This window comes from Fictibacillus sp. NPDC058756, assembly GCF_042746035.1.
Classification (GTDB): domain Bacteria; phylum Bacillota; class Bacilli; order Bacillales; family Fictibacillaceae; genus Fictibacillus.
The window spans coordinates 407,436-420,504 of sequence record NZ_JBHYPU010000001.1 but is presented as its reverse complement, the minus strand read 5'-3'; the positions used below and the strand labels follow the sequence as shown (position 1 = coordinate 420,504).

At 43.2% G+C, this 13,069-nt stretch carries 10 protein-coding genes; 5 read left to right on the top strand and 5 right to left on the bottom strand.

Features of this window, described 5'->3' with window-relative positions; translation table 11 throughout:
* The first annotated feature begins 9 nt into the window (after nt 1–9).
* Nucleotides 10–1,419, top strand: coding sequence for a DHA2 family efflux MFS transporter permease subunit (locus ACFW35_RS02105; RefSeq protein WP_379843429.1), 1,410 nt, complete (start codon nt 10–12; stop codon nt 1,417–1,419).
* A 244-nt stretch (nt 1,420–1,663) separates the two neighbouring features.
* Here the strand turns inward: ACFW35_RS02105 and ACFW35_RS02100 are convergent, their stop codons facing one another.
* Nucleotides 1,664–2,431 carry a LamB/YcsF family protein gene (locus ACFW35_RS02100; protein ID WP_379843427.1) on the bottom strand — a complete coding sequence of 256 codons (768 nt, stop codon included), beginning with the start codon at nt 2,429–2,431 and terminating at the stop codon, nt 1,664–1,666.
* Nucleotides 2,432–2,537: 106 nt separating this feature from the next.
* Here ACFW35_RS02100 and ACFW35_RS02095 point away from each other — a divergent pair, with 106 nt between their 5' ends.
* On the top strand, nt 2,538–2,813 hold the full coding sequence (locus ACFW35_RS02095; protein WP_379843425.1) for a hypothetical protein: 276 nt from the start codon (nt 2,538–2,540) through the stop codon (nt 2,811–2,813).
* A gap of 116 nt (nt 2,814–2,929) precedes the next feature.
* Here ACFW35_RS02095 and ACFW35_RS02090 read toward each other — a convergent pair whose 3' ends face one another.
* The 4 genes from ACFW35_RS02090 to ACFW35_RS02075 all read right to left on the bottom strand — a co-directional run bounded on the left by ACFW35_RS02090 (nt 2,930) and on the right by ACFW35_RS02075 (nt 10,697).
* Nucleotides 2,930–4,072, bottom strand: coding sequence for a glycerate kinase (locus ACFW35_RS02090; RefSeq protein ID WP_379843424.1), 1,143 nt, complete (start codon nt 4,070–4,072; stop codon nt 2,930–2,932).
* A 238-nt stretch (nt 4,073–4,310) separates the two neighbouring features.
* Entirely contained in the window at nt 4,311–5,984 is a 1,674-nt protein-coding gene (locus ACFW35_RS02085; protein ID WP_379843422.1) for an alpha-amylase family glycosyl hydrolase, read from the bottom strand.
* Nucleotides 5,985–8,645 carry a glycoside hydrolase family 38 C-terminal domain-containing protein gene (locus ACFW35_RS02080; RefSeq protein ID WP_379843420.1) on the bottom strand — a complete coding sequence of 887 codons (2,661 nt, stop codon included), beginning with the start codon at nt 8,643–8,645 and terminating at the stop codon, nt 5,985–5,987.
* A gap of 90 nt (nt 8,646–8,735) precedes the next feature.
* Nucleotides 8,736–10,697: a fructose-specific PTS transporter subunit EIIC gene (locus ACFW35_RS02075; protein ID WP_379843419.1), complete on the bottom strand. Its 1,962-nt coding sequence runs from the start codon at nt 10,695–10,697 to the stop codon at nt 8,736–8,738.
* A 118-nt stretch (nt 10,698–10,815) separates the two neighbouring features.
* On the opposite strand from ACFW35_RS02075, the gene ACFW35_RS02070 reads away from it, so the two are divergent.
* From ACFW35_RS02070 to ACFW35_RS02060, 3 genes are all read left to right on the top strand, one after another.
* Nucleotides 10,816–11,610, top strand: a complete 795-nt coding sequence (locus tag ACFW35_RS02070; protein ID WP_379843417.1) for a MurR/RpiR family transcriptional regulator — start codon at nt 10,816–10,818, stop codon at nt 11,608–11,610.
* A 137-nt stretch (nt 11,611–11,747) separates the two neighbouring features.
* Entirely contained in the window at nt 11,748–12,476 is a 729-nt protein-coding gene (locus ACFW35_RS02065) for a hypothetical protein (RefSeq protein WP_379843415.1), read from the top strand.
* The gene (locus ACFW35_RS02060; protein WP_379843413.1) at nt 12,477–12,953 is read left to right on the top strand and encodes a toxin-antitoxin system TumE family protein; all 477 of its coding nucleotides are present in this window, start codon (nt 12,477–12,479) and stop codon (nt 12,951–12,953) included.
* Nucleotides 12,954–13,069: the final 116 nt, after the last annotated feature.

Genomic DNA, 13,069 nt, shown 5'->3' with positions numbered 1-13,069 from the left:
GAGATGTGAATGGAAGCAACACAAAATTATAAACAGTCTACGATTGTAACTCTGCTTCTTGCCGGAACGTTTATTGCAATCTTGAACCAAACACTGATGATTACAGCGATACCGCCGATCATGGACGAGATGAACATCACTGCGAACAGCGCACAGTGGCTAACAACTGTGTTTATGCTCGTGAACGGGATCATGATTCCAGTCAGCGCATTTTTATTAGAGCGTTTTACAACAAGACAGCTCTTTCTGTCTGCTATGGGTGTGTTCGCTTTTGGTACACTAGTTGCCGGATTGGCACCTAACTTCGAGATGCTCTTGCTTGGAAGGGTGATTCAGTCAAGCGGAGCTGGCGTCATGCTGCCGCTCATGCAAACCGTTTTTCTTATGATTTTCCCGGTTAACAAACGAGGATCTGCGATGGGGTTAGTCGGTCTTGTTATTTCATTTGCGCCGGCAATCGGTCCAGCCTTATCCGGCTGGGTAACATCGCATTATTCGTGGAGGCTACTATTTTTCATTATCTTACCAATTGCACTCATCGATATTCTCGTCGCTTATTTTGCTTTAAAAAATGTGACAGAGACGGCGAAAACAAGGGTTGATGTTTTATCCATCATCCTGTCCTCGTTCGGATTCGGCGGACTTCTTTATGGATTCACATGCGCGGGGAACTTAGGATGGACAGCCTCAAGCACCTTGTTGTGGCTTGGAATCGGCGTCGTTGCGCTTGTACTTTTTATTACAAGACAGCTTCGATTAAAACATCCGATGCTCGAGTTCCGTGTATTTGCCAACTCAGTCTTCCCGCTTACTGTCGCGATTGGGATGATCACATTCATGGGGTTGATCGGAGCTGAGACGATTATTCCGTTATTTATGCAAAACATGAGGGATTTTACAGCTTTTGAGGCAGGATTGGCACTTTTACCTGGCGCACTGATTACGGGGCTGTTATCACCGATTACCGGCCGGCTATTTGATAAATTCGGCGCGAAATGGCTTGCGTTCACAGGTTTAACTATAATCACGGGCTCTTCCTTTGCTTTCGCAACACTCAGCCCATCCACATCATTTACGTTTATTACGATCATGTACAGCATTCGGATGCTAGGTCTCGGAATGGTAATGATGCCCGTCGCGACTGCTGGTTTGAATCGGCTGCCAAAACGGTTGATTCCGCACGGCGCCGCGATGGATAATACGATGAAAATGATCGCTGCATCAGTAGGAACGGCGATTTTGGTGACCGTTATGACAACAGTGGCAGGTAACGCCAAAGATAACCCTGAGATTTCTTATCCTGATATGTATGGCGCCAACATGGCGTTCATTGTGGTTTCAGTTTTATCCTTAATCGGGCTTATTATTTCATTTTTTATTAAAAATGAAAAAGCTGAGGAAGCTGAAACAGAAGGTTAGATTGAAAATGCATTTTTGGCCGTCCAAAAATGACCGTATTCGTTGTACCTAAGGGGGTATTTCAGCCGGCATATGGATTTCAATCCACAAAAACAGGGGCGAATCTAAAAATTTTGGTGTTGAATCCAAGAGTTTCAGGATCCAATCCAAAAGTTTTTAGACTTTATCCACGAGATGTCATTTCCAGACAAATTACGACACTTAAAAAGCTGGCTCATACTATATGAACCAGCTTTTTTAACGTTTAAAGACTTTCACCAATTTTCCGAACGATAATTCCCGAATCCTCAAGCGTCTGCCTAATCTTTTTAGCAAAAGACAGCGCATGAGCTCCGTCTCCATGGATACAAACGGTATCCGCTGTGATATCCGCGTCCACATCTTGCTGCGTCAGCACTTTCCCCTCTTTTACCATCCGGATCACTTGTGCGACTGCCTCATCGTCATTTTCGATCATGCAGTTCGGCAGCTTTCGGGAGGTTAGCGTGCAATCCTGCTGATACGTTCTGTCTGCGAAAACCTCTGATGCCGTGCGAAGTCCTGCCTTCTCGCCCGCCTTCACAAGCTCACTTCCGGCAAGGCCAAACAGAATCAAATCCGGATTCACTTTATAAACCGCTTCTGCAATGGCTTCAGACAGCTCACGATTTACCGCGGCCATGTTGTAAAGCGCACCATGAGGCTTCACATGCTGAATCGCTCCGCCTTCCGCTTTTACAAAAGCCCATAACGAACCGATCTGATAAACCACCATGTCATACGCTTCTTGAGGTGAAATATCAATATTACGGCGGCCAAATCCAGCCAGGTCAGGCAAGCCAGGGTGAACACCGATTCCAACTCCATGATCAAGAGCCAGCTTCACCGTTTTTCTCATTGTCGCAGGATCACCAGCATGAAATCCGCACGCGATGTTTGCTGACGTCACATACTTTAAAATCTCTTCGTCAGTTCCGAGTCTGTAAGCGCCGAAACTCTCACCCATATCACAGTTAATATCAATGACACTCATGCCAAAACCTCCTTGATTTTAAACACATGTTTAATTTACCCCAACTGTACGACAAGTTTTATATATTGTAAAATGATTAGGAATACTAATGAAGGAGGTGAGATATATGGAAAAAGTATTGAATGAAATCTTAGTAAAATTATTTAGCATCGATAACAAAGTTTCGGATTTGGATAATAAGGTTTCTACTTTGGATAACAAAGTTTCTAATCTAGATAACAAAGTTACAAACTTAGAAGCAGGCCAGCAACAGATTGTAACAAGACTTGATACATTAGAAACCGATGTAAAAGAGATTCGTGACACTGTGAACCGTATCGAAGTTAGCCAAAATGATGACGTGATTGCGTTATTAAAGATGATGAATAAACAAAAGCATTAACCCTCATATTCGTGCGAAATGCCTCACAGTAAAGTCCCCAAACATCACACTAAAAGAATCACTTCTAATATTCTCAAATCCTATAAAAATGAGGAAAGCCCCTTGAGAGCAAGGGGCTAATTTATTTTTAATTGTAACAAACGCGCGATGTTTTCCGCTGTTTTTTCAACATTAACCGATCCGTTCTCCAGTGCTTCTTCCAGCGTTACCACACCGTTAACAACACTAAATACCGCGTCTATGCCATGCTCAAACACCGCTTCGTAATCCGGACCGATGCTTCCTGCGATTGCAACGACTGGAACATCTGGCGCCACAGCTTTTGCACGTTTCGCTACACCAACCGGCGCTTTCCCGTGAACCGTCTGAGAATCAATCCGGCCTTCTCCTGTGATCACAAGATCGGCATCACGAACAGCCTCTTCAAATCCGATAACATCAAGCACGAGGTCGATTCCGCTTTGCAGTTTTCCGTCTAAAAACGCGACAACTCCAGCACCTAGTCCACCTGCAGCACCTGCTCCTGGAAGTTCATCCACTTGCAAGCCAAGATTCCGCTCCACAACTTCAGCGTATCTTTTCAAACTCGCATCTAAAACGCCAACCATTTCAGGAGTCGCACCTTTTTGAGGTCCAAAAACAGCCGAAGCTCCAAGCGGTCCAGTCAAAGGGTTCGTCACGTCACACGCAACATCTATCTTTACCGATTTCAATCGCGGATCCATGTCAGATAAATCAATTGTAAGCAGTTCTCCTAATGCTTCACCGCCAGGACGCAACTCCTCACCATTCACATCCAAAAACTTCACACCAAGTGCTGAAGCCATACCTGCTCCGCCATCGTTCGTAGCCGATCCGCCAAGACCGAGCACGATACGTTCCACTTTTTTATCGAGTGCATCTAAAATCAGTTCACCTGTCCCGCGAGTCGTTGTCACCAAAGGGTTCCGCTGCTCTCTCGGAACAAGATGGAGACCGGAAGCAGCAGCCATCTCGATCACTGCCGTCTTCCCGTCACCTGTAATCCCGTAAAAAGCATCCACTTTTTCACCAAGCGGACCTGTTGCTGTAACTTCAACGATTCGGCCATCCGTCGCATCGACGACCGACTGAACAGTTCCTTCTCCACCATCACCAACGGGAACGTGCACAAATTCAGCGTCCCCAAACACTTTCCGAAATCCAGCTTCGACAGCACTGCAAACTTTTGCCGCCGTCATGCTTTCTTTAAACGAATCGGGAGCGATGACAATCTTCATTGCATCCACCTTCTTTTATTTTTCTTTTTCTATTAAATTGTTGCTTGTGAGGTTGTTTTAGTTGTCTCCATTGTTAAGTTGATTGGAGTGCAAGGTGCGAGACTCCTGCGGGACGAGTGGGCAGGTGAGACCACGTCAGGCTGAAAAAGCCTAGGGGGCTCACCGCACGCCCCGCGGAAAGCGAGCAACCTGGAACGGAAATCAACTACTTTCAAAAACAACTGTGATTTAGCTGCCTTTATTTTTTGATCCACATAAACTGATACGGCGCGAGCTCAACAGATCCTTCGACTGTTTCTCCGCTCCATAAGTCATGGCCCCCAAACGGAAGCTCAACTTCAACCGTGTCATAAGCTGCATTCACAACAAACAGCACAGTATCACCTGTTTCTTCATTTCTGCGTACCAAAGCAAATACCTGCTCTCCAAGCTCTAAAATCAATTGAGCTGAAAAAGGATTAAACGCGCTCTCGCCCTGACGTGTTCGAATCAATTTCTTTAATCCTGTAAAAACTTTCTGTCTGCGCGTTGATGTTTCCAGCTGTGAAACCAAATCTTCATAGTCGAATTTTTCACGGTTAATCCGCCGGTTGATGCTTGATGACTCCAAGCCTTCATAATCATTTTCCGATCCTAAAAGCGAGTGATAATACACAGCCGGAACACCCATCACTGAAAATAGCACCGAATGCGCAGCAAGCATCTTCTGAACTTGAACATCCTCACTTACATCTTCGTCCTTGTTGATGAGTGCGTCCATATAATTGATGTTCAGCTCATAAGGAGATTCCGTTCCATCCGGATTGCTCTTATAAGAAACGCGGCCACCGTTCTTCAGCACCTTGTCAGCCAAAGCAGTACGCTCTTCTTCTGTTAAAATTCCTTCCGTCGGACGCATCCCGATACCATCATGACTTGCTAAAAAGTTAAAGTACGTTGCTGAATCAGAAACTTTTTCAATCGTTTTCGCCCATCCAGTCAGCTTATTTGCATCATGTGTTGTTAACGTGTGCAGTACTAGAGGCGGCAAGGAAAACTGATACACCATGTGCGCTTCGTTCTCGCCATCACCAAAATAGCTGATGTTTTCTTTGTGCGGAACGTTCGTTTCAGTAATCAGCAGTGTGTTCAACTCAAGCTCTTCTAAAATCTCACGCCACAACTGAATGATCGCATGTGTCTGCGGTAAGTGAATACAAGTCGTGCCTGATTCTTTCCACATAAAACCGATCGCGTCCAAGCGAATGCTTGTCCCGCCGCGGTTCGCATATTCCAATAAAATATCTGTCATTTCATGCAAAGCTGGAAAATGCTTAAAGTTCACATCCACCTGATCTTCAGAAAACGTTGTCCAAGCGGTCTTTCCGCCTTCATACTCATGGAAAAGAGGTGAAGTACGAGGACGAACCACGTTTGATGCATCAAAACCTTCTTCACGAGGAATAAAGTAGTTGGCATATTCCGGCTCACCCTTCAGATACCCTTGAAACCACTTGCTCGATTTGGACATATGATTCGCCACAAAATCAAACATGAGACGGTAATCCCCTGAAAAACGCTCAATATCAGACCAGTCGCCAAGATCAGGATGAATCTCACGGTAATCTACTACCGAGAAACCGTCATCAGATGTGTACGGAAACATCGGAAGCAAATGGACATCGGTGATCTCATTTTTTGCATATTCATTAATGAATTTGTTCAGCGTCTTTAACGTCGGCTGACCTTCTTCTTTAATGATGTCGCCGTACGTGATCAGATACACATTTTTCTCGGAAAGGGGAGCTGTTTTGCTCCACTCTTTCTTTTTCCACGCCTCAACAAGATTTAAAATCTCGTTTTTATATTCAGGTAAAAAGTCCTCACCATAGATCGTTTTTAGCAGCTTCTCAACTTTTTCTGGAAAACTCATTTACGCATTCTCCTTCATAACCAGTTTCAGTGTAACGTATCCTTTGGGCCGAACGGTAATTTCATCCTTCACGTCGATGACACTTTTTTCATTCAGTTTCGTTTGTGAAACAGACTGGATGTGTTCGCTTGATAACACCACCGTCTGTTCTTCTTCACTCGGATTAAACAAACGTAAAACAATGGAATTATCGTCATATGCTTTCTTAAGCGTGCTCAAGAAAACATCTCCTGTTGATTCAAACAAAGTGAAGCTAGCTGGCAGAATATCAACCGGATACGGAATCTCGAAACGGTCGAGTCGTTCTTCAAATGTGTTCAGTGATTGCTTTTGATAACTTAAAGAATGACCGCGATATTGGTCCACAAATTTAAACAACTGTTTAACATCGTGACCTTTTCCGACATGAATCGCATACTCAAACGTCATCTTGTCCTGCATCTGAGCATCAGGTGTGTAAACGACTTTATTGTTGATTCCAGACGCTCTTCCTGGTCTCCAAGCCAAGTTGTCACGGCCGAGCAACCCAACACTTCTGAATAACGTCAGAGCCATCTCACCTGTTTCCTTGATCAGCTCGTATTCCTTGATTCCTTTTGTCATAACCGCGGCAGTTCGTTCGCCATTCGTCGCACCAGCCAAGTTTTCCAATGGATAGATCGGTACTGGAGCTTCTGCAAACTTCTGTTCACGCCAGTTTTCCATATATTGATTAACTGTTGGTCGCTGAATCAAGCTAAAGCCTTGATCACCAAAAGAATGTTCAGGTGATTCAATGGATGTTTGAAGCAGCACGCGAACGCGGTGATCCTTCACATCATTTTCGATATCATGCTTAACTCGGATAAACGCTTCCCCTTTTCGGAGCTCAAACCGCGTAACAACCGCTAATCCTTTTTTAATATCGCCTGCTTTTCTGTCTTCTAAGTTGCCCGGAACGTTCAACACATGAACAACTTCCATGAACTCAGTGCCAGCACTCGCTTCAACGAAAACAGACAGCACTTTTTTCGAATAGATTTGTGCATCTTCTTCTAAAGGTGAGAAGTCGTACGAGTCACCAGCGTCTGCAACATTTTCGAATCTCATAAAATCAGATATCGTTTGTTTTGTAGCTTTCACCTCAAGATTTAATACGCCATTTTCCTCAAAAATGCGGAAATGGTCGTTCTCAATTAAATGACTGTTTAAAAACTTATGAGATAGAAGGTCGTTTTCTCCGCCTTCAACCACTTCAAACGTTTCATAGCCCATCGCAGGCAGCTTCACATCGCGAAGCAGAACTTCATTTCTGTAATAACCAGGCGCATCAACTTCCTTTTCGCCTTCAGCCGTCACGACGATCGTCTTCCCGCCTGAGATGTACTCCTGATTAAGTACGTCAAGCGCAACGGAATTTCCATTTAGATCACGAACGTTAAATGCATTTCCTTTTGTGAAAAGAACGACTTTTTGAGATCCAGTGAAAGCTTTCGGAAGCATGTGGAACACGACAAAAATAGAATCCTTGCCCAGCTTTCGGCTCACCGCTTCTGTCATCTGCTTTTTCAATAAATTCAAGCAGCCATCAGCCATGCGGATTACTTTCGTTAAACGGTTCACGATCTCTTGGTTCGTGTCGTCAGAGTTACATCCACCGATGCTGTCATGTGCATGCACATCAAACAGCATCTTCCACATCTCATCAACCCACTTTTGCGGATACTTGAAACCAATCGTGCTCGCTAAACTTGCTAATGGCTCAAGCTCATAGATCACTTTTTCTTCCGCGATGTCATTCAGTTTTTTAATGTCATAGCGCTGTGAACGAATCGTGTTGTGGATTCTGGATTTTTGTGTCGCGATCAATTCTCCCTCGATTACATTCTCAAAGTTGCCAGTCTCCCACGTGTCTTTCATAAACGTTTCATAATCTGATAGAACATACTCATGCTTCATATCGATTTCGTTTAGCTTTTTCACGGTTTCAGGAAAATGCTCGCGAACTAAGACCTGGTCACCGCCCGCTGGCAGCAGCAAGTTATCCGTATTCTCGTTTAAATCCGCAATTTTTTCTAAAATCGGCAGTAAACGTTCTTCCATATATTCATCGTCAGCCGCTAAAAACTTCCCTGGGCCGTAGCCAAAATAAATATTATTCGCCTTCACACTCTCACCGTCTGGAGATTTCCACGTAAAATTCAGATCTCCATTCAGCTGATCCGTGTAAATTCCGCGCTGAAGCACGCTATAATCGATATCAAATTCTTTAAACATCGAAGGCAGATACGTGTTCTGGCCAAAAATATCAGGCAGATAGCCAACGTTCATGGAATGCCCCATTTTTTCAGCAATTCGTGTTCCGTACATCAAGTTACGAATCAATGACTCACGGTTTACGAGCAATGAATCAGCTTGTGTGTACCAAGGTCCGACGAAGATGCGCTTGTCGGCGATCAGCTGAGCTAAACGCTCTTTCTCTTCCGGTCTGATCTTCAAATACTCATCGATGATCGAGCTTTGCGCGTCAAACACATAGCCTGTATACTCCGGATCGTTCTCCATCACGTCCAGCAAACGGTCCATATTTTCAACGAGTAAAAGGTTTGAATCTTCTATTGTAAAATACCACTCGCGATCCCAGTGGGAATGCGGTACGACGTAAACTTTTTTCTGTTTCATGCTGATTTCCCTCCCATGTTGCTCCACTCTTATTACTCCATTTTTAAAAGAAAGAGGGGTCACCTTTTTCAAGATGCGCCCCTTTAGTTTTTATGCTTGTCTCTCTTTTTTCTTTAAAATCGCAAATCGTACGAAGATGTTCGCGAATGCTATGAATCCTGCACCGACTACTAGTCCTAACAAGTATGCCCATAGGTTTTCAACAAGCGGCCAGCCCCAGATTGCAGGAAGCGGCAGCCATTGTACAGCTCCTAGAAGAACGGCTGTACTTGCGCCAAGGATTGCACCGATGATGTTGATCGGAATAGTGATTAACGGGTTACGAAGCATGAACGGAATCGCACCCTCAGAGATTGCAAGGAATCCTAATAATAGTGATGTGTTTCCTGCAACACGAAGGTCAGCCGGGAATACACGGCGTCCTACTACATATTTGTCGATAATTACTGCTAGTCCTAGTCCGATTGGTGGAATAACGATTGCCAAAACACGTGCCGTTAACGGATAAACTTCGTCAGCCGCAAGTCCGATCGCGATCGCACCGGCTGCTTTGTTGATCGGTCCGCCTAAGTCAAAAGCAGTCGCAGACGCGATAATAGATGCTAACACAACGTCTCCAGTACCTTGCGCTGCTTCAATCCAGTTACGTAAAACAACATTCAGACCGCCAAATACAGGATCTACAATATAAAAGTTTAAGAAGAAGATCGATAAAACAGAGACTGCCGGGATGATAAACATCGGTTTCATCGCAGCCAAGTTTTTACTTAATTGAATCTTTTGGTTCAAGAAACGAGCGATGTAACCCGCTGCCAAACCAAGAATTAATGCACCTAAGAAACCAGACGGAATACCTTCAGGGTTGTCCCAGAACGTGTAATGAAGTCCGCCGGCAAAAGCTCCTCCGATAAATCCGGCTACTAAACCAACACGGTCAGCCAGTGAATAGGCGACGAAAGCAGCGAATATCGGATACATAAACTTAAAGATCAATCCGCCAAACTTATCTAAATGATGCAAAATAACGAAAAGTTCATTTGAGTGTGTTGCATATTTCGGATCACCGAGTTCGTTTACAAGACCAAACGGCATCGCACCAAGCTTCGCGATTCCCATCATTAGACCGCCGGCAACGATTACCGGAATCATGTAAGAAATCCCTGTCATTACGGCTTGGACCATGTCTTTGAAGAATCCGCCGCCGTTTGAAGTTGTTGTTGATGACTCGTCTTCGTCACCAGCTTCAACTACTCCATCAGGATTGTCGAGCGATTTTTGAATTAATTCCTTACCACGTCTGAGCGGTTCCGCAACACGTGTTGCAACGTATGTTTTCCCTGCAAAACGCTCTTTTCGTTTCGGAGCGATATCTGTTGCGAAGATAACCGCATCTGCATTTTTAATAACATCTGCAGTTAGTTCGTCCTCAATCCCGTTCGCCCCTTGTTTTTCAACAAGTACTCTAACGCCTAATTCGCGGCCCGCTTTTTCTAAAGCTTCAGCCGACATGTACGTATGCGCGATACCTGTTGCACAAGCCGTAATCGCAACAACAGTCTTCGTAAATTCTTTTTCAGCTGGAGTTTCTGATTTCTCTTCTACATCCAGTCTGTTTAAAAATTCTTCAGATGTTTCTGCCGCCATCAAGCCCTCTAAGTAGCCGTCGCGCATTAAGTTTGTGCTTAATGTAGACAATACTTTCAAGTGAGTTGTGCCAGCTTCACTTTCAGGAATTGCGATTAGGAACACGAGCTGAACTTTGTTGTTCGGGTCGATGCTTTCCCAGTCGTCAAGTGGCGTCTTCAAACGCGCCACAGCGAAAACGGCTTTTTTAACCGTTGAAGACTTACCATGCGGGATCGCAAGACCTTTCTCCATTCCTGTCGGAGATTGCTCCTCGCGTTTTAAAACCGCTTCCAATAAAGCGTCTTCTGATTCTATATAACCTTCTTTGTAAATGTTAGAAATTAGCTGCCGGATGACTTGCTCTTTATTTTGAGCGTCAACATCGAACATTACTAAATTCGGATGGGTCATGTTTCTAAGTTGCATGACGTTCACTCCTATCTTTCCTTAGTATGAAAGCACTTCCAAATATCTATACTTAAGTTTTAACACAAAAGTAAGCGTTATCTTTGTACAGTCGCTGTATATTTGTACAGAATGAAAAATGGGCTATACTAAGGGAAAGACATGTGCGGAAAAGAGGAAGTTAGGAATGGGGAAAGTCTTAGATCAGTTCGGAAGTCGCCTGGCCGAACTCACACCAACCGAAAAACAAGTGCTCTACTATATAGATGGGAATCTAGACGCGGCGAAAAAACATTCACTGACCGAGATCGCAAAAGTGAACAACGTAAGCACTACTACTATCGTGCGGATGTCTCACAAACTCGGATTAGAAGGCTTTTCGGAGCTGAAATATATATTGAAGACGATTGAAAACCAGCAATCGCTGCTGGACGATAATCCAGTTGACCGCTATAAAGATGAGTTCGTCTCGGCATTTGAAACGATTCAAACAAGTGAACTAGAAAAATTGAGCGAGAGAATGGTAAACGCAAAACGTGTCATTGTGGTCGGTGTCGGCTTGTCCAAAATGATGGCCGAGTATTTTAGTAAGCTTTTGATGCAGACGAACAAGCAAACTCACTATACATACGAATCACACATGATCGACCTGCTGCCGAACATGGTGGAGCCGAATGATCTAGTGTTCTTCATCTCATCAAGCGGCGAAACGAAAACCCTGGTGCAGGCCGCAGAAAAATTGACTTATAAAATCGTTGACACAGCAGCGATTACAAACTCGTCCGATTCCACGCTAGGTAAAATGGTGAAAACGAATTTAAGTATGACAGTAGACCGCGTGAAGTTTGCGGGGTATGACATTACCGCGAGATCTACGCTGATGCTGCTGATTGATTTGCTGTTTGAGAGTTATTTGAAGAAGAGCGTTAAATAAGAGAGGATTGGCTTAGAGGAGTCAATCCTTCTTTCATTGTTACTGTATATTTATATCTATTCAGAGCATACTTATATGTAACAAAAACGCATTTTCGTTTCACTGCATGTTATAATAATAAGAAAGGAGGAAAGCCAATGACACCTCAAACCTATGAGAGTTCGGGTTTATCATTGTTTGAAAATCTACATTTTGACCTTTCGGAAGATCCGATGATACTTTTACTTACAGTTACTCAAGCAGTACAAACTAAATTTCAACAATTTGTAATTGGAATCACTCCGTCGAAAGAAACGATTTTTAAAAAGCAAACCGCTATTGATGAAAATATCATTAGTAAGATTGAAAAAGAATTAAAATCAAAAAGCAGTGGGATGAACAACTCGATTACATCATTTGCAAAAGCTAAATACTACTTAGACAAATTTTTTTATGATATTACACAACGCGGAACTCTACGATATTTTTATAAGAACTCCTACCTAGTCCCATCTTCTGTCCTTACACAGCAAGTAAATATTTCACGCCCCACATTATCAAGACGTGTGCAACAAGGCTTAGAATGCATAAAAGAAGCCGGACATAGCAGTTACCCCAAGCACAACCAGTTTTACTTAAAAAGTTCATTATGGACTTCACGAATACAATCCCTGCAAGAGAGTTATCGCATTCGAAATATAAACAAAAAGCAATTAATCAGTACTATTAAAGAAGAAATTAAGAAGTATGAAATGCAGTATAATGCTTCTTTTGATATAGCATTTAAAGATGTTTTGGATGGCAGTATCGATATATACGAACTGGATGAACCTGATGATTTTAAAGATTGGAAAGACCTAATCGAAGAACTTCAGGAGTTAGAATAGATGGGTAATTTTCAGGCGGATCGACTTCAATCCATTCAAAAAATATTTGAGGAAAACCCACGTCTATTCGAGCAAGAAAGATATTCGAATATAGTTCGTTATGATACGAAAGGTTCTATGAAAATCAATGTTACTCTCCCCCTTAAAGATCATAAACACTATGGAGAAACTGTTCTTTTCATTAGTGAAAAACTTAATGAGGCTGGGCAGATTATTGAATACCACTATGCTTGGGAATTATCACAAAGACTAAATAGAATGGGCAAAAAGCCAAGGCATATCATGGCTTTTGGAAATGAAGACCATGAACCCGGAACACATGCGTGGGTACCCTCAAATCCTTATCATCACCATCATGTACCAAACGAACCTAAAAAACGAAAAGAAACCACCGTAGAAGAACTACATCGAGTTATTGAGATTCTAACCGATTACATTCACGGTGGTTTAACTTATGTCAGCACTCAGTCATTCTAAACTCCTAATACTCCTCAGCTGTATAGCTTTTATCTTGTGCATTTTTCTGTTAAGCTTATGACTTTACAAAAAAACATAACTTTTTAACAGAAAATGGTCTATCATAGAGATAGAGT